Genomic DNA, 14,922 nt, shown 5'->3' with positions numbered 1-14,922 from the left:
GTAAATGCAACAATCATTTACGGTGGCAGGCATTGGGCCCAGCCTGGCTTTAGGTCTCGGCGAAATGGCGACGCATGGAGAATGGGCGTGCCGCAAGTGCGGCCGTCAAGGCCGCCGGCAGGTCAGGATGAAACGGCGGTAGACCAGGGTTCTAAGCTTGTTTCTGAGGTTGGCATTCTTCCTCTGCGCCCGGGCGATCGGGGCATGGGAGTGCAGTTCGATGCCTGTAAAGCCCGCCGATGTCAGAAGCGGCAGCAGCATGTCGGGACGCAGGCCGGAGCCGAAGGGCAGGGCTGACATGATGCGGGCGTGGCGGGTGCTGAGCGCGCCGTCATAGTTGCTGTCGGCACCGATGAAACGGTCGACACATGTTATCAGCAGGCTGGCGATGCGGCCGGTCGGTTTCGGGCTTGCCCAGTTGCCGTCGAAGAAGAGCAGCAGACCGCCGGGTTTGAGGATGCGGAACCATTCCGCAAAACTTTCTTCCGGCCGGGTCAGCGTCCAGACCAGGTGGCGGCAGATGATCGCGTCGTAGTGTGCATCAGGCTCCAGGGTGTTTTCGGCGTCCGCCAGAGTGAAGCGCAGGCGCTCCTTGCCGGCGTGTTTGGCGCGGGCAACCTTCAGCATCGCTTCGGAGAAATCGAGCGCGGTAACGTCATGGCCGAGATCCTGGATCAGGCGGGTCACTTCGCCGGTGCCGCAGGCAAGTTCCAGCACGCGTTTCGGCTCGGGGCCAAGGGCTTCGCGGATCGGTTTCTGCCAGGCATCGGCCTCCGGGCCGGGGGCGATCTTGTGGCCGAAGGCGAGATCGAAGGTTTCCGAGCGTTTCGACCAGTAGTCGCGGATCTCTTCCTTCAGATCGAAATTTACGCCATCCATCTCTCAGCCCATCCGATACTGGATATGTGTGCGGCCATGCACAGCCGATCTTTCGATATGGGCGCGCACACCGAAGACGCGGGCGATCAAGGCTTCGGTCAGCACCTCCTCGGGCGTGCCTGCGGCCACGACTTCGCCCTTCTGCAGCACGGCCAGATGATCGCAGAACATCGCCGCCAGATTGAGATCGTGCAGCGCGATGATGGAGGTGAGGCCGAGTCTGGCGACCAGCGCCAGGATATCGAGCTGGTGCTGGATATCGAGATGGTTGGTCGGTTCGTCGAGCAGGAGTTCGCTCGGCGTTTGCGCCAGGGCTCTGGCGATATGCACGCGCTGGCGTTCGCCGCCTGACAGTGTCTGCCACAGCTGGCCGGAGCGCGCGGTCATGTCGACGCGGGCGAGCGCTTCCGCAACGGCGGCATCGTCATCGGGTTCCCAGGAGGAGATGAGGCCGCGATGCGGCGTGCGGCCGAGGCGGACGATATCGCGCACGGTGAGCTGCGTGTCGGTCGTCGACTGCTGTTCGACGAAGGCGATGCGGCGGGCAAGGGCAGCGCGTGAGAGGCCGGAGACATCGTCGTCGCCAAGGCGGATGATGCCGCTTTTGACCTGCCGCAGCCGGCAGATCAGGCGCAGCAGGCTCGATTTGCCGGAGCCGTTCGGCCCGAGCAGGCCGAGCACCTTGCCCCTTTCGACTGATATGCTGATGCCATTGACGATGATGGTATTGCCGGCGGCATAGGTGACCTTGTCGACTGATATGCTCATGCGCTTCTCCGCACGCGATAGAGGATGATGGCGAAGGCCGGTGCGCCGAAGAGCGCGGTGACGACGCCGATAGGCAAGATCTGTTGGGGAATGATGATGCGCGAGACGATGTCGGCGCCGACCATGAAGATCGCTCCGCCAAGCGCAGTCGTCGGCAGCAGGCGGCCATGCGCGGGGCCGACGAGGAAGCGGGCGGCATGGGGAATGACGAGGCCGACGAAGCCGATGGAACCGACCATGCCGACCACGCCTGCCGTCATCGCCGCTGTCACGCCGAGCAGGGTGAACTGCACGCGGCGCACGGCGATGCCGAGGGAGGCTGCGGCATCCGTGCCGAAGGCGAAGGCATCGAGCGCGCGCACATGGGCAAGACAGACGACGAAGCCGATGAGCGCGATCGGCACGGAGAGATAGACATCCGGCCAGCGCACGCCACTGAGCGACCCTAAGAGCCAGAAGAGTACGCCGCGCGCCTGTTCGGCATTGGCCGAGGTGGTGACGATATAGGAGGTCAGCGCGTTGAAGAGCTGCGAGCCCGCCACGCCGCAGAGAATGATGCGCTCGCTGGTGCCACCCGCGCCCGCCGCCAGAATGCCGACCAGAAGAAAGGCGATCACGGCGCCGATGAAGGCGCCGCCGGAGAGGCCGAGCACGCCAGAACCGAGGCCTAAGATCATGACGCAGACGGCGCCGGTGGAGGCGCCGGCGGAAATGCCGAGCACATAGGGTTCGGCGAGCGGATTGCGCAGCAGCGCCTGCAGCACCGTGCCGCAAAGCGCCAGCGACGCGCCGGCGCTCGCCGCCACCAGCGCACGGCTGAGGCGGTAATCCCAGACGATGCCCTGATGGATGCGGCTGAGCTCGAATGCCGTGCCGAACAGGCGGTTGGAAACCGCCTTTGCCGTGGTGGCGAGCGGGATCGATATCTCGCCGATCGATACGGCGAGACTGATCATGATACCGAGCAGGAAGAGGGCGGTGACGGTGAGCGTGGCAAGCGCCCACCATCGTCTCTGTGGCAAGGCAGCTTGGCTCACTGCGCCAGACCGGAGGCGGCGATGCCCTTTGCCAGGATTTCGATGCCGTCGATGGTGCGGATCGTCGGGTTCATCGACTGCGCGTCCATCATGATGAAGCGCTCGTTTTTGACGGCATCGAGCTCCCTTGTGACCGGATCGTTTTCCAGGAAATCCACCTTCACCTTGGGATCGTCGGCGGCATAGCGGCGGCGGTCCATGGTCGCGATGACGATGACGGCGGGATTGGCCTGCGCAATCGTTTCCCAGCCGACGAGGGGCCATTCCTCTTCAGTCGTCACGACGTTCTTCGCGCCGAGCGTCTTCAGGATATAGGCAGGGGCGCTGTTCTTGCCGGCGATGAAGGCATCGCCTTTCACCTCCTTGCTGGAGAACCAGAAGACGACGGGCAGGTTCTTGGCTGCAGCGCCTGAAACGGAGGCAACGGCCGCGGCCTCGCGCTTCTTCAGGTCGGCGATCAGCGCATCGCCTCGGTCTTTCACGTCGAAGATTTCGGAGATTTCGGCAATTTCCTGATAGATCAGGTCCATCGTGAACAGCTCCCTGCGAACACCATCGCCGCCATCGGTGTTGATCTTGGCGACGCAATCGGCAGGCGCGATATAGGTGTTGATGCCGAGGTCTTTGAATTGCTCGCGCTTGCCGACGGAGCCTTGGGCAGCGCCGACATGCCATTCGAATTCGGCAGCCACCAGATCGGGCTCGGCACCGACGACGGATTCGAAGCTCGGGTCGTTGTCGGCCAGCCGTCTGATCCTGCTGTTGGCCTCGGCATATTGCGGCAGGACCGGGCCGACCCAGACGGCCGTGCCGGCGATCTTGTCGGCAAGGCCGAGCGAGAGGAGCACTTCGGTCATGCCCTGGCCGATCGAAACGATCTTGGCCGGTGCCTTCTCGAAGGTGACTGGCTGGCCGCAATTGCTGAGGGTAAGGGGATATTGGGTGGCGGCGAAGGCGGGTGCTGCAAGGCCGGCCAACCAAAGGCTGGCGAGCCCGAGCGCAAGAGAAAAGCCTGGAATAGTCTGGCGCATTGGAAACTCTCGATCGGAAGGAAAAGGGCTAGCGGACGCCGGCGCGCGCAGATGCGTGAGCCAAACGTGGAGGGAGGGCTAGCGGCGGGTGGTCCAATCGGGACGGATCGCGTGCGGCAAGCGGCAGGAAATAAGGTCAATCATATCTGCTCCTTGTCCAGGCATCCCCGCCCGGCTGATTGGATCGTGATTGACGGCAGGTCTCCTGGCTCGCGGATGTCAGCCGGTCATCTGCCTTCCCGCGCTTGCGCGCAGTGGCACTTGGAGTGACCAGCTCGCCGGTGATGTCCTGGAATGAACGACGAGGCATTCATTCCGGATATAACCGGCAATCCGCTTACAGTTGCGGGGGCAGCCACGGTCTTGGTCCCTTTTGGGTCGTCCGCACCGTGTTCCCTATTAATCCCCTCGAAGTTCTCCTCGGGGAACCGTCTCCCCCGACTTAGGACGCCACCATGGGCAACGTCAAGCAGGGCCAGCGAGAAGTATTGTTTGCGGAGGGAAGGCTGTCGTTTCGCAAATCCGGAATGACAGAAATTTTACCTCATGCTAATGTAGAATCCGCTGATGGGTGGAGGAGCAACCATGAGTATTTTCGACGGTTTAGGCGGTGTTCTCTCTGATGTGCTTGCCGGCAGGCAAGTCGATTACGTCGCGGTTGCAACCAGAATATTCGACAATGCCGGAGGGCTGCAGGGCATCGTTTCCCAGCTCAATTCGGCGGGCCTCGGCGAGCAGGTCTCATCCTGGATCGGCACCGGCCACAATCTTCCCGTATCGGCGGAACAGATCCAGGCGGCCCTGTCGTCCGATCAGCTGCGCGATCTCGCCGCCAAGTTCGGCGTCGATGCCGACGATGTGTCCAAGCTGCTCGCCGAGCATCTGCCGCAAGCCGTCGATGCGGCGACACCTAATGGAACCGTCTCGTAGCTTTCAAAGACGTGCATGCCGTGAACTGCCCCCAACACGAGGATATCCCATGATTGCGAGATTGCTTGTGCCCGCTTCCGCCGGAGCGTTGATTGCCGCCGCCTTCTTCGTTTCTCCGGCCTCCGCGCTGACCATGAAGGAATGCAGCGCCAAATATCAGACGGCCAAGGCCGATGGTTCGGCCAAGGACATGAAGTGGAACGATTTCCGGGCGAAGTTCTGCGGCGCGGATGCGGCCGCCGAAGATGCCGCCGATGACAAGGCAGTGGCCGCAACGACGGACAAGGAGCCCGCAAAGCCGACGGTCAAGGCCCCCAAGGGCGTGACCATGCCGAAGGCGATCGACAAGAAATACGCCAGTGAGACGCCTGCCAAGGGCCGGCTGCATACCTGCGTCGACAGCTATCATGCCAACAAGGATGCCGGCACGCTCAACGATCTGAAATGGATCCAGAAGGGCGGCGGTTACTGGAGCCTTTGCAATACGGCATTGAAGGCCGGTAGCTGAGGTTTAGGCTGGCGAGGGTGGGGCGCATGGCTATTGCGCTCCTACCTCTGCCACATCCTCTCGATCCGTCAGGATGCGGTCGATTAGCCCCCATTCCAGGGCCTCTTCAGCCCTCATGAAGCGGTCCCGATCCATCGCCTGCTCGAACTCTTCATAGGATCGCCCGCAATGCTCGGCATAGAGGCTGGTCATGAGCTGCTTCGTCTTCCTGATTTCCTCGGCATGAATGAGCATATCGGACGCCTGGCCCTGGAAGCCGCCGAGGGGCTGGTGGATGAGGATGCTGGCATTCGGAAGGGCATATCGCTCTCCCGGCTGGCCGGCCATCAGCAGGAAGGAGCCCATCGAGCGGGCCGTTCCCATGCAGAGCGTGTGCACCGGCGCGCGGATGAAACGCATCGTGTCGTACATGGCAAAACCGCTGGTCACGACGCCGCCCGGCGAATTGATGTAGAGGTTGATCGGTTTCTTGGGATTTTCGGCCTCCAGGAACAGAAGCTGGGCGCAGACGAGGGCGGACACGCCGTCGTTGATCTCGCCGTTCAGAAAGATGATCCGCTCACGCAAGAGGCGGGAATAGATGTCGAAGGATCGCTCCCCTCGGGAGGATTGTTCGACGACCATGGGGACGAGTTGCATCGTTTCGCGCATCGGCGAACTCCAATCTTTCAGAATTGATAAGCGGGAAGGCCTGCCGCGTCAGGCGGCGAGCATCATAGTCTGGCTGTTGCTGTTGGCGACCGATCTCGAAAGCCGCTCGAAAGTGTCACCAGTCAACTCGTGGACGATCCGCAGGCTGGTCCCGCCCGATGCATTCGGTGCGATCGCGAAGGTGACGATGCTTTCCAGGAAGGGCGGGCTGTCGTCGCGCAATCTGTAGCGAACCTCCTTTCCCGGTGTTTCGGAGAGCGATTGCGGATCGGCAAGCGCTTCCTTCGGCAGCCATTTCTCCCGGAATTCCGCAATGCTGATCGCCCGCCAGACCTTTTCCGGCGGCGCATCCAGCTCGTATCTCTGTTCGAAGCCGGTTTGTTGCTTGGTGTGTATCTCGGTCTTCACCTCGTTCATTGGTCCATATCCTTCAGCAAGAGCTTGAGAGCATCGATGCGGGCTGGCCAGTAGGCGCGATATTTCGCCAGCCATTGGGCGATGAGGGTGAGCCCCTCGGGATCGACCTCGTAATTCACGAAACGGCCCTCCTTCTGTTCGCGCACCAGCCGTGCCGAACGCAGCACGGCGAGATGCTGGGACATGGCCGGCTGGCTGATATCCATGCCCTGGCGAAGCGCGCTGGCATTCATGCTGCCGTTCGCCAGCTTCTCGAAGATCGTGCGGCGGGTCGGGTCGGCGAGCGCCCGAAAAATGTCGTGTTCCATCATGACAACACATAAGCATACACTTATGCGATTCGCAAGAGTGTCCAATGAGCGGGGTCACTCCGCCCGGTGCAGCTTCTGCCGGGCTACATCAAGAATCTCATCCGCCATCTCTTCATCGGTCACAATACGCGCCAAAGTCAGTGAGCCCACCAGCGTGGCGAAGGCGGCCATTCCCTTGCGGCGGCTGGCCTTGGTACCGGCGGGGCCAGAGCTGAAGACGGAGAACATGTCTTCGATCACTTTGGTGGCAGCTTCACGCGTCTCTGGGCCGGAGCGGGCGAGCTCGCTGCCGAGGGAGGAGATGGGGCAGGAGGGCACGGCTTTGCCGCCGGCCCGGGTGCCGTCGATATAGGCGTTGACGACATCGTCGAAGCTGGCCTCGTCGCGCACTTTGCGCATGCTTCCGGCGACCTGATCTCCCGCCTTTTCCAGCGCTTCGGCGACCAGATGATCCTTGCTTTCGAAGTGGCGGTAGAAGCCGCCCGGTGTCAGGCCGGCAGCGGCCATGATGTCGGCGACGCTTGCTTCAGCAATGCCCGAACGCCTGATCTCGTCGGCTGCGGTGGCGACGATGGTCTGGCGCGTCCTTGCCGCTTCCTCGTTTGATTTTCGCATTTCCGGTCTCCCGCACCTTGACAATTTAGATTGTAACCAACATCTAATTAGATGTCACTCGTAATCTAAATTTCAAGGGCGGGCGATTTGTAACGGGCGAGCCTTGTGGTTCGCTCCGGTGGAATCCTGCGCCCTTTTCACAACTGGAGAAGACCATGTCCAAGACCTATCTCGTGACCGGAGCCACAGGTAAAACCGGCAAGCATACGACCCGCATCCTCCTGGAAAAGGGCCACAAGGTACGCGCGCTCGTGCATAAGGAAGATGCGCGTTCTCAAGCACTCGCTGCGGCAGGGGCGGAGGTCGTGGTCGGTGACCTCACCGATCATGATGCCGTCATCAGCGCGGTCGCGGGCGTGAATGCCGCCTATCTCTGCTATCCGATCCGCCCGGATCTCATCGATGTGACGGCCTATTTTGCCGATGCCGCACGGCGGGCAAAGCTGGAGCTCATAGTCAACATGTCGCAGATTTCGGCGCGCGAGGTGGCGAAAAGCCATGCTGCCCGCAACCATTGGGTCGCCGAGCGCGTGCTGGACTGGTCGGGTGTGCCGACCGCCCATATCCGCCCGACCTTCTTCTCCGAATGGCTGACATTCCCCTGGGTGAGCGACGTCATTGCCAGTGAGGGCGTGATCGAGCTGCCCTATGGCGAGGGGAGGCATGCGCCTGTTACTGGCGAGGACCAGGCGCGGCTGATTGCGGCCATGCTGGAAAACCCGGCCGAACACGCTGGCAAGATCTATCCGCTGTTCGGTCCGGTGGAGCTCAGCGAGGCGGAGATCGCCGCAAGGATGAGCGAAGTGCTCGGCCGCAAGATCGGCTACCGGCCGGCGACTGCCGAAGCCTATACGGCGCGCCTGAAGAGTTTCGGCCTTGACGATTTCATCATCCAGCACTTCCTGTGCATCGCCGAGGACTGCCGCAACGGCGTCTTTGCGGGCACCAACGACGTCATCGAGCAGTTCACGGGAACGCCGCCAATGACGGTGGAGGCTTTCGTCGAGCAAAACCGCGCCGCCTTCGATCGCGCTTAACTCGGGCAACCGGCTGGCCTCAAGGCCCAGATGGAACTGGCGCATCTGACCGACGTGGATGCGTGTAGCGGGATTTCGACGGATGGGGCGACCTTGCTTCCGTCCCATCCGTCACCATTCAATCCGGCTGCCTGAGCCGCTATGATCCGTCGTCTGGTCATGAATGTCGCATTGAGCTTTGCGCGAGATGCCGCTATCACGGATTCGATGCTGAGGTAGGGGCCTCGCGGCGCAGGGGAACGATGCAACATCGTCTGGACAGGATCGAGCAATGGCTGGTGCGCATTCTGTGCACCATCGCGCTCGTTTTCGTCGGTCTTGCGCATCAGGTTCCAGCAGCTGCCGAAGATGCTCTGAGCCCTGCGGCGCTTGCCCAATATGTGCTGCCCGACGGCACGCTTCCAACGCTCTGCGTCACCGTTGTCGACGACCACGGCAAGGAGCATGGCAAGATTGCGCATCTCAATCCGTGCGAAGCCTGCCGTATCGGCGCTTCCGTCGTGCTGCCGCAGCCTGCCGATATCAACGGTGCGCGCATCGGCTTTACGTTCAAGGCGGAACTGCCGCGCCGCGTCGAGGCCTTCCATCGTGAGCTTTTTCCGCCGAATACCGGGCCGCGCGCCCCGCCTGCAAATCCGATCCTTGCCTGAACCCGCGTCGTGGCTCTGGCCGTGATGCGTCTTGCAATCATGGCCGGGCCGCATTGACGCCGCCGGCCGAGGATTCGGATCCACTTCCATGTCTATCACTACTGCCACTGAGGCGGCAGAGAACGCCGTACCAGGCGTTTCGCTCTATCGCGCCATCTGGCGCTGGCACTTCTTTGCCGGCCTGCTGGTCATTCCTTTCCTGCTGAACCTTGCCATTACCGGCTCGCTCTATCTCTTCAAGGACGAGATCAACGACACGGTCTTTGCCTATCGTTATATCGTCGAGCCCGCCGGCGAGGCGCTGTCGCCGCAGAAGATTGCCGACATCGCGGCGGCTGCCGTTCCGGGCTCGGTTGCGAGCTCCTACAAGGACCCGGCCGGGCTCGACCGGTCGGCGATCGTGACCGTGTCTTCGGATGCCGGCCAGACGCTGGTTTTCGTCAATCCCTATGACGGCAAGGTGCTGGATACGGTGGGCTCCACCGAGGAGTTCAACTATGTTGTCAAGCGCATCCACAGCCTTGCGCTGTTCGGCGGCTTGCCCAACAAGCTGATCGAGATCACGGGCGGTTTTGCCATGGTGCTGGTCGTGACCGGCATCTATCTCTGGTGGCCGCGGCGGCAGACGGGTGGGGTGGTAACCGTGCGCGGCACGCCTTCGCGGCGGGTCTTCTGGCGCGATCTCCATGCGGTGACAGGTGCCTTCGCCGGTATCCTGATCTTCTTCATGGCGATGACGGGCATGCCCTGGTCCGGCTATTGGGGCGCCAATGCCAACGCCTGGCTGACGAGCCACGATCTCGGCTATCCGGTGCAGCTGTGGGATGCCGTGCCGAAATCGCAGAAGGTGACGGAGGATATCCTTCCCAAGGCCGGCTGGATCGTCGAGAAGGCACCGGTGCCGCTGTCGGAGATTGCGGCGGCGCAGTCGAAGAAGCCGATCGGGCTTGATCGGGCGGTGGAGATTGCGCGGGGTCTCGGCATGGCGCCGGGCTTCGATCTTGCCATTCCCGGCAGCGAGACGGGCGTCTATACGGCGGCTGTCTATCCCGAGGATCTCGCCAAGGAGCGCACTCTCCATATCGACCAATATTCCGGCAAGGTGCTCGTCGATCTCTCCTTCGGCCAATATCCCTTCCTCGGCCAGGCGATCGAGTGGGGCATCAATGTGCATCAGGGGCAGGAATTCGGGCTCTTTAACCAGCTGCTGATGCTGGCGACCTGCCTCGTCATCATCCTTTCCTGCACGACCGGCATCGTCATGTGGTGGAAGCGGCGGCCGACCGGAAGGATCGGCGTGCCGCCCATGCCGCCGCGGCGCTCGGTCTATCTCGGGCTCTGGACCATCGTGCTCGCCTTCGCAGTTGCCTTTCCGATGAGCGGATTGGTGATCCTGCTGATGATCGCCTTCGACCAGGTGGTGATCCGCTTCGTGCCGCCGCTGAAGCGCGCCTTTGCCTGAGGAGGGGATGATGATGAAGACGATTGTTTCTCTCTTCGTTGGCGTGATGATTGCGACGGCTGTGGTGGCACAGGAGCCGACGATCAGGATCGACCATGCGGCCTCGCATTCCATGGTGCCGGGCGCCAAGGTCGGCGACGGCTACCTGACGATCACCAATACAGGCAGCGAGCCGGACCGACTTGTTGCCGCAAGCTCGGATCGGGCGAAGACCGTGCAGTTGCACCAGATGACCATGGCAAATGGCATCATGACCATGCGCGAGTTGAAGGGCGGGCTTGCCATTCCGGCTGGGCAGACGGTGACGCTGGAGCCGAATTATCATCTGATGTTCCAGAATGTCGAAAAACCCTTCAAGCAGGGCGAGACGATCCGGGCGGTGCTGAGCTTCGAGAAGGCTGGTGAGATCACGGTCGATTTCGCCGTCGGCAAGATCGCTGGGCCGCTGGACGATGTCGGCGGGGCCAGTCACATGGATCATGGCGGCATGGACCATGGCAGCATGGACCATGGGGCGATGGATATGCCTGGCATGGAGGGCATGGACATGTCGGGGCCGCCGCCTGAAGAGGCCATTCCAGCGACGCTGAAGACGATGTTCGAGCGGCCGGACAAGCCGCTGACCATTCTGCCCGTGGTCGTCAGGAATGACTGGGCGATCGCCGGCTGGCAGCAGGATGGGCGTGGCGGACGCGCGCTATTGAAGAAGGGCCATCATGGCTGGAGCGTTTTTCTCTGCAGCGGCGACGGGATCAGGCAAGCGGCGGCGCTGGAGAAGGCCGGGCTTTCGGCTGACGATGCCAAGGCGCTGGCGGCGGATCTCGCGGAGGCTGAAGCCAGGCTCGACCCCAAAGTGCTGGCGCTGTTTGCGAGCTTCGAAGGCACTGTCATGATGACGGGAGAGGCCGGTGACGCCGGTCAGAGCGGCCATGAGGGGCATGGCCAATGAGCGCGCGCACCCTTGCCATTTCAGGCTTTGCCGCAAGTGCGGTCTTCATCGGCGCGCTCGTCGCGCTGATGGTGTCGCTCTATCTTTCGGAGCCGCGCACGGGGCCTTTCAACACGCATTTTTCTCTCGTCGACGACAGGGGTAATGCGATCGACCAGTCGATCTTCCGGGGGCATCCGGCGCTCGTCTATTTCGGCTATACCCATTGCCCGGAGGCCTGCCCGACGACGCTCTACGAGGTGGCCGACTGGCTGGTGACGCTCGGCGATCAGGGCAGGGCGCTGAAGGCCTATTTCTTCTCGATCGATCCGGAGCGCGACACGCGAGAAGTGATGCATGATTACGTCACCGCCTTCTCCAGCCGCATCACGGGCATTACCGGTGAGCCGGCGGAGATGAGGAAGGTCTCCGACGGCTGGTTCATCCATGCGTCGAAGCTGCCGAGCGAAGACGGCAATTATCACATGAGCCACACGGTTTCGCTGCTGATGATCGGCGCCGATGGTCGGCTGAAGGGGTTGATTCCGTACGGCACGGATCGGGATGAGGCGCTGGCGAAGATCCGTAATGTGTTGCTCGGCGGAGGGCTGTGAGATGGCGGAGCTCCGAACAAAGCGCAAACCCCAGCAGCAAATTGCGGCATCGCCCGGAATAAATCCGCTCTCCGACTGTCTAACCAGGCAAGGGCCAAACGCCATCGCCTGTCCCAATGAAACCGAAAGGCATAATCTGATGTCTCAATTGACCCGCATCCTCTCCGTCGCCGCCGTCGCGAGCATCGCCCTTGCCGGCCAGGCCTTTGCGCATGCGCATCTGAAAAGCTCCGAGCCGGCCAACAAGGCTGCCGTCGCGTCCCCCAGCGAACTTGATCTCACCTTCACCGAGGAACTGAATCTCAAGTTCAGTGGCGTCACCGTCACCGGGCCGGACAAGATAGAGATCAAACTCGGCGACACCATGCTCGAGGATGGCGGCAAGGTGCTGATGGTGCCGGTGTCTGATAAGCTCGCTCCCGGCAGCTATATGGTCGACTGGCATGTGCTTTCGACCGATGGGCACAAGACAGAGGGTAACTTCACGTTCACCGTAAAGCCCTGATGACACCTGATACCGCCAACATCGCCTGCCGTTTCGTCTTCGACGGGGCTGTCCTGTTTCTCTGGGGCAGCGCCGCCTATCTGTGGCTGCTCGTGCCGGAGGGCTTGAGCGGCTGTATCTGGGCGAAGCTGCGGGCCGTGCGTGTTGCCGCGGTGGCGCTGGCTGTCATTGCAACAGTGGTGGTGCTGCCGGTGCGCTGCGCCATGCTCGGCAATGGCTGGGCGGATGGGCTGGACGGGGATGTAATGACTTCAGTGCTGACGGGAACCTCCGTCGGCACTGCCTGGGCCTGGCAGGCGGTGTTTGCCGCGCTTCTCCTTACGGTGACATTGCTGCCGTTACGGCAGAAGGTTGCCGTTACGGCCGTCGTCTCCGCGCTTCTTCTCTGCGGCCTGTCGCTGACCGGCCATGCGGCCATGAATGACGGGTGGCTACGGGTGCTGCATCGGGCGAACGACATGGTGCATGTGCTCTCGGGCTGCGCCTGGGTCGGGGCGCTGATCCCCGTGGCGCTCGTGCTTTCCCGGCTTGGCGACAGTACGATAGGGGCCGATGCCCTGACAGCGCTGATCCGTTTCTCGACGGCGGGGCATGTGGCGGTGGCGCTGGTCATTTTATCCGGGGCTGCCAATAGTCTGCTGATCATCGGTGGCTTGCCGCTTGACTGGAGCGTGCCGTATCAGCGGCTGCTTTCCCTGAAGATCGCGCTTGCCTTGCTGATGATGCTGATTGCCGTCGTCAACCGTTATGGGCTGGTGCCGCGCATGGGGCGGTCGCACTTGGCCGGGAAAGCGTTGGCGGTGGGGACCGTGGGGGAGCTCGTAATCGCCGCCTGCGTTGTGGCGCTCGTCGCCTGGTTCGGGACGCTGGAGCCGTTTCCGGGATAGGGCGCTGCTTAACGCCACCTTCCGGAGCCAAGCCGGAAAATGCTCATCCGTCCATAAACGGGCAAGGACGAAGTCGAGGTCATCTGGAGCCCATTCGCGGCGATCAGGCTGCCGCGAAGCCTTCAATTCTCAAACGCGCTTGGTTGGCTCTCTTATTGCTGCCTGCTCGATGGTCAGCTGGTCGCGGAGTTTTGAGAGCTCTTCATGCTTGACTTCCTTGATGTTCGGGGAGGCCATTTCCGCGTCCAGTTTCTTCAGACTTGCTTCTATCTCGGCAGATCTGACTTCGTTTTCACTCTTTTTCCGGAATTCGATCATATCGCGTCTCCTTGGGTGGCCGATATCAGGCAGATTTGAGCTCTTCTTGGTGCACGAGGTTCGCATGGCGACCGCAACTATTCCGGTTTCGAATTCCATCGACGCCAGACGTTCGATCTTAAAAAATTTAAATAAGATCCAAAAGATTTTAAACAAGTGGGCCGCACCGATCCGCAGTCATTCAAGGCCCGGCGGAGATCACGCTCTCGGATTCTACCAAAACACGAATCTCACTAGCACTCTCAACGTAAGACTGCTCAAACGGTTCATCGGGATTGGCCATTCGGCTGCGATCCCGTCGAGGAACCCCACAATGACAGAGATTAATTTTCGGCCGTTACACGACCGCGTCGTCGTGCGCCGGATCGAGGCTGAAGCCAAGACCAAGGGCGGCATCATCATTCCTGACACGGTCAAGGAAAAGCCGCAGGAAGGCGAAATCGTCGCCGTCGGCACCGGCGCTCGTGACGAGTCCGGCAAGGTCGTCCCGCTCGACGTCAAGGCCGGCGATCGCATCCTGTTCGGCAAGTGGTCCGGCACCGAGATCAAGATCAACGGTGAGGATCTGCTGATCATGAAGGAAGCGGATGTGATGGGCATTATCGCCTGATCGTCGACCGCATCCCTATTCTGTTTTATAGTGATCATTGGGCGATCAGCCCGGGAGGTTTCCATGTCTGCCAAACAAATCATATTCGGCCGTGATGCGCGCGAAAAGATGCTGCGCGGCGTCGACGTCCTCGCTGACGCAGTGAAGGTCACGCTCGGTCCGAAGGGCCGCAACGTCGTTATCGACAAGTCCTTCGGCGCTCCGCGCATCACCAAGGACGGTGTTTCTGTCGCCAAGGAAATCGAACTCGAAGACAAGTTCGAAAACATGGGCGCGCAGATGGTCCGCGAAGTTGCTTCGAAGACCAACGACATCGCCGGCGACGGCACCACGACCGCCACGGTTCTCGCACAGGCCATCGTTCGCGAAGGCGGCAAGGCCGTTGCAGCCGGCATGAACCCGATGGACCTGAAGCGCGGCATCGATCTTGCCGTTGCTGCTGTCGTCAAGGACCTGCTTTCCAAGGCCAAGACGATCAGCACGTCGGAAGAAATCGCCCAGGTCGGCACGATCTCGGCCAATGGCGAGACGGATGTTGGCCAGTACATCGCCGATGCGATGCAGAAGGTCGGCAACGAAGGCGTCATCACCGTCGAAGAAGCCAAGACCGCTGAGACCGAGCTCGAAGTCGTCGAAGGCATGCAGTTCGACCGCGGCTACCTGAGCCCGTACTTCGTCACCAACCCGGAAAAGATGGTTGCTGACCTCGAAGACGCCTTCATCCTGCTGCACGAAAAGAAGCTCTCGAACCTGCAGTCCATGCT

General features: G+C 61.6%; 20 protein-coding genes and 1 riboswitch. Of the genes, 11 read left to right on the top strand and 9 right to left on the bottom strand.

The features are described 5' to 3' along the window. Nucleotides 1–105: 105 nt before the first annotated feature. Genes AB4Z13_RS12405 through AB4Z13_RS12390 form a run of 4 tightly spaced genes read right to left on the bottom strand, consistent with a single transcriptional unit; the run spans nucleotide 106 to nucleotide 3,715 of the window. Entirely contained in the window at nucleotides 106–879 is a 774-nt protein-coding gene (locus tag AB4Z13_RS12405) for a class I SAM-dependent methyltransferase (RefSeq protein ID WP_442206029.1), read from the bottom strand. A gap of 3 nt (nucleotides 880–882) precedes the next feature. Next, a complete protein-coding gene (locus tag AB4Z13_RS12400) occupies nucleotides 883–1,647 on the bottom strand; it encodes an ABC transporter ATP-binding protein (RefSeq protein ID WP_442206028.1) in 765 nt (254 codons plus the stop codon). Continuing rightward, a complete protein-coding gene (locus AB4Z13_RS12395) occupies nucleotides 1,644–2,669 on the bottom strand; it encodes a FecCD family ABC transporter permease (protein ID WP_442206027.1) in 1,026 nt (341 codons plus the stop codon). Before AB4Z13_RS12395 ends, AB4Z13_RS12400 begins: the two co-directional genes overlap by 4 nt. 11 nt (nucleotides 2,670–2,680) lie before the next feature. Further along, a complete protein-coding gene (locus tag AB4Z13_RS12390; protein ID WP_442206026.1) occupies nucleotides 2,681–3,715 on the bottom strand; it encodes an ABC transporter substrate-binding protein in 1,035 nt (344 codons plus the stop codon). Nucleotides 3,716–3,893: 178 nt separating this feature from the next. Continuing rightward, nucleotides 3,894–4,163, bottom strand: a riboswitch (cobalamin riboswitch). A gap of 137 nt (nucleotides 4,164–4,300) precedes the next feature. Here AB4Z13_RS12390 and AB4Z13_RS12385 point away from each other — a divergent pair. Further along, a complete protein-coding gene (locus tag AB4Z13_RS12385) occupies nucleotides 4,301–4,645 on the top strand; it encodes a YidB family protein (RefSeq protein WP_442206025.1) in 345 nt (114 codons plus the stop codon). Between the two features lie 49 nt (nucleotides 4,646–4,694). Continuing rightward, on the top strand, nucleotides 4,695–5,153 hold the full coding sequence (locus tag AB4Z13_RS12380) for a hypothetical protein (RefSeq protein WP_113321362.1): 459 nt from the start codon (nucleotides 4,695–4,697) through the stop codon (nucleotides 5,151–5,153). Between the two features lie 30 nt (nucleotides 5,154–5,183). On the opposite strand, the gene AB4Z13_RS12375 is transcribed toward AB4Z13_RS12380, so the two are convergent. The 4 genes from AB4Z13_RS12375 to AB4Z13_RS12360 are packed head-to-tail and all read right to left on the bottom strand — an operon-like array spanning nucleotide 5,184 to nucleotide 7,147. Continuing rightward, complete coding sequence (locus AB4Z13_RS12375) at nucleotides 5,184–5,804, bottom strand: ATP-dependent Clp protease proteolytic subunit (RefSeq protein WP_442206024.1); 621 nt, start codon at nucleotides 5,802–5,804, stop codon at nucleotides 5,184–5,186. 48 nt (nucleotides 5,805–5,852) lie between these two features. Further along, nucleotides 5,853–6,221 (bottom strand): SRPBCC family protein, encoded by a 369-nt coding sequence (locus AB4Z13_RS12370; RefSeq protein ID WP_442206023.1) that lies wholly within the window; start codon nucleotides 6,219–6,221, stop codon nucleotides 5,853–5,855. Next, nucleotides 6,218–6,532, bottom strand: a complete 315-nt coding sequence (locus tag AB4Z13_RS12365) for an ArsR/SmtB family transcription factor (RefSeq protein ID WP_113321365.1) — start codon at nucleotides 6,530–6,532, stop codon at nucleotides 6,218–6,220. Before AB4Z13_RS12365 ends, AB4Z13_RS12370 begins: the two co-directional genes overlap by 4 nt. A gap of 54 nt (nucleotides 6,533–6,586) precedes the next feature. After that, nucleotides 6,587–7,147: a TetR/AcrR family transcriptional regulator gene (locus tag AB4Z13_RS12360; protein ID WP_310387165.1), complete on the bottom strand. Its 561-nt coding sequence runs from the start codon at nucleotides 7,145–7,147 to the stop codon at nucleotides 6,587–6,589. A 155-nt stretch (nucleotides 7,148–7,302) separates the two neighbouring features. Here AB4Z13_RS12360 and AB4Z13_RS12355 point away from each other — a divergent pair, with 155 nt between their 5' ends. From AB4Z13_RS12355 to copD, 7 genes are all read left to right on the top strand, one after another. Then, a complete protein-coding gene (locus AB4Z13_RS12355; RefSeq protein ID WP_310387163.1) occupies nucleotides 7,303–8,184 on the top strand; it encodes an NmrA family NAD(P)-binding protein in 882 nt (293 codons plus the stop codon). Nucleotides 8,185–8,426: 242 nt separating this feature from the next. Continuing rightward, nucleotides 8,427–8,834 (top strand): hypothetical protein, encoded by a 408-nt coding sequence (locus tag AB4Z13_RS12350; RefSeq protein WP_442206022.1) that lies wholly within the window; start codon nucleotides 8,427–8,429, stop codon nucleotides 8,832–8,834. 88 nt (nucleotides 8,835–8,922) lie between these two features. Beyond that, nucleotides 8,923–10,296, top strand: a complete 1,374-nt coding sequence (locus tag AB4Z13_RS12345; RefSeq protein ID WP_442206021.1) for a PepSY-associated TM helix domain-containing protein — start codon at nucleotides 8,923–8,925, stop codon at nucleotides 10,294–10,296. 7 nt (nucleotides 10,297–10,303) lie between these two features. Beyond that, nucleotides 10,304–11,245, top strand: a complete 942-nt coding sequence (locus AB4Z13_RS12340) for a copper uptake system-associated protein (protein WP_442206020.1) — start codon at nucleotides 10,304–10,306, stop codon at nucleotides 11,243–11,245. Next, the gene (locus AB4Z13_RS12335; protein WP_442206019.1) at nucleotides 11,242–11,838 is read left to right on the top strand and encodes an SCO family protein; all 597 of its coding nucleotides are present in this window, start codon (nucleotides 11,242–11,244) and stop codon (nucleotides 11,836–11,838) included. The genes AB4Z13_RS12340 and AB4Z13_RS12335 overlap by 4 nt, the downstream gene beginning before the upstream one ends. 139 nt (nucleotides 11,839–11,977) lie before the next feature. Further along, nucleotides 11,978–12,343, top strand: a complete 366-nt coding sequence (gene copC, locus AB4Z13_RS12330; RefSeq protein WP_442206018.1) for a copper homeostasis periplasmic binding protein CopC — start codon at nucleotides 11,978–11,980, stop codon at nucleotides 12,341–12,343. Then, entirely contained in the window at nucleotides 12,343–13,230 is an 888-nt protein-coding gene (copD, locus tag AB4Z13_RS12325; protein ID WP_442206017.1) for a copper homeostasis membrane protein CopD, read from the top strand. Before copC ends, copD begins: the two co-directional genes overlap by 1 nt. A 129-nt stretch (nucleotides 13,231–13,359) precedes the next feature. Here the strand turns inward: copD and AB4Z13_RS12320 are convergent, their stop codons facing one another. Next, nucleotides 13,360–13,548, bottom strand: a complete 189-nt coding sequence (locus AB4Z13_RS12320) for a hypothetical protein (protein ID WP_037110174.1) — start codon at nucleotides 13,546–13,548, stop codon at nucleotides 13,360–13,362. A 313-nt stretch (nucleotides 13,549–13,861) separates the two neighbouring features. Here AB4Z13_RS12320 and groES point away from each other — a divergent pair, with 313 nt between their 5' ends. Further along, nucleotides 13,862–14,158, top strand: coding sequence for a co-chaperone GroES (gene groES, locus AB4Z13_RS12315; protein ID WP_113321375.1), 297 nt, complete (start codon nucleotides 13,862–13,864; stop codon nucleotides 14,156–14,158). Nucleotides 14,159–14,221: 63 nt separating this feature from the next. Further along, nucleotides 14,222–14,922, top strand: a 701-nt coding sequence (groEL, locus tag AB4Z13_RS12310; protein ID WP_442206016.1) for a chaperonin GroEL, incomplete at its 3' end; no start/stop codon positions are given.

Origin of the sequence: Rhizobium sp. YAF28 (genome assembly GCF_052113285.1) — a bacterium.
Classification (GTDB): Bacteria; Pseudomonadota; Alphaproteobacteria; order Rhizobiales; family Rhizobiaceae; genus Rhizobium.
Note: the sequence above shows the minus strand (reverse complement) of the source record. Positions and strands in the feature narration are given on the sequence as shown.

Excerpts from the sequence above, each read along its gene's own strand:
- AB4Z13_RS12405 (WP_442206029.1), bottom strand. The coding sequence starts at position 879 with ATGGATGGCGTAAATTTCGATCTGAAGGAAGAGATCCGCGACTACTGG.
- AB4Z13_RS12400 (WP_442206028.1), bottom strand. The coding sequence starts at position 1,647 with ATGAGCATATCAGTCGACAAGGTCACCTATGCCGCCGGCAATACCATC.
- AB4Z13_RS12390 (WP_442206026.1), bottom strand. The coding sequence starts at position 3,715 with ATGCGCCAGACTATTCCAGGCTTTTCTCTTGCGCTCGGGCTCGCCAGC.
- AB4Z13_RS12385 (WP_442206025.1), top strand. The coding sequence starts at position 4,301 with ATGAGTATTTTCGACGGTTTAGGCGGTGTTCTCTCTGATGTGCTTGCC.
- AB4Z13_RS12380 (WP_113321362.1), top strand. The coding sequence starts at position 4,695 with ATGATTGCGAGATTGCTTGTGCCCGCTTCCGCCGGAGCGTTGATTGCC.
- AB4Z13_RS12375 (WP_442206024.1), bottom strand. The coding sequence starts at position 5,804 with ATGCGCGAAACGATGCAACTCGTCCCCATGGTCGTCGAACAATCCTCC.
- AB4Z13_RS12370 (WP_442206023.1), bottom strand. The coding sequence starts at position 6,221 with ATGAACGAGGTGAAGACCGAGATACACACCAAGCAACAAACCGGCTTC.
- AB4Z13_RS12365 (WP_113321365.1), bottom strand. The coding sequence starts at position 6,532 with ATGATGGAACACGACATTTTTCGGGCGCTCGCCGACCCGACCCGCCGC.
- AB4Z13_RS12360 (WP_310387165.1), bottom strand. The coding sequence starts at position 7,147 with ATGCGAAAATCAAACGAGGAAGCGGCAAGGACGCGCCAGACCATCGTC.
- AB4Z13_RS12355 (WP_310387163.1), top strand. The coding sequence starts at position 7,303 with ATGTCCAAGACCTATCTCGTGACCGGAGCCACAGGTAAAACCGGCAAG.
- AB4Z13_RS12350 (WP_442206022.1), top strand. The coding sequence starts at position 8,427 with ATGCAACATCGTCTGGACAGGATCGAGCAATGGCTGGTGCGCATTCTG.
- AB4Z13_RS12345 (WP_442206021.1), top strand. The coding sequence starts at position 8,923 with ATGTCTATCACTACTGCCACTGAGGCGGCAGAGAACGCCGTACCAGGC.
- AB4Z13_RS12340 (WP_442206020.1), top strand. The coding sequence starts at position 10,304 with ATGATGATGAAGACGATTGTTTCTCTCTTCGTTGGCGTGATGATTGCG.
- AB4Z13_RS12335 (WP_442206019.1), top strand. The coding sequence starts at position 11,242 with ATGAGCGCGCGCACCCTTGCCATTTCAGGCTTTGCCGCAAGTGCGGTC.
- copC (WP_442206018.1), top strand. The coding sequence starts at position 11,978 with ATGTCTCAATTGACCCGCATCCTCTCCGTCGCCGCCGTCGCGAGCATC.
- copD (WP_442206017.1), top strand. The coding sequence starts at position 12,343 with ATGACACCTGATACCGCCAACATCGCCTGCCGTTTCGTCTTCGACGGG.
- AB4Z13_RS12320 (WP_037110174.1), bottom strand. The coding sequence starts at position 13,548 with ATGATCGAATTCCGGAAAAAGAGTGAAAACGAAGTCAGATCTGCCGAG.
- groES (WP_113321375.1), top strand. The coding sequence starts at position 13,862 with ATGACAGAGATTAATTTTCGGCCGTTACACGACCGCGTCGTCGTGCGC.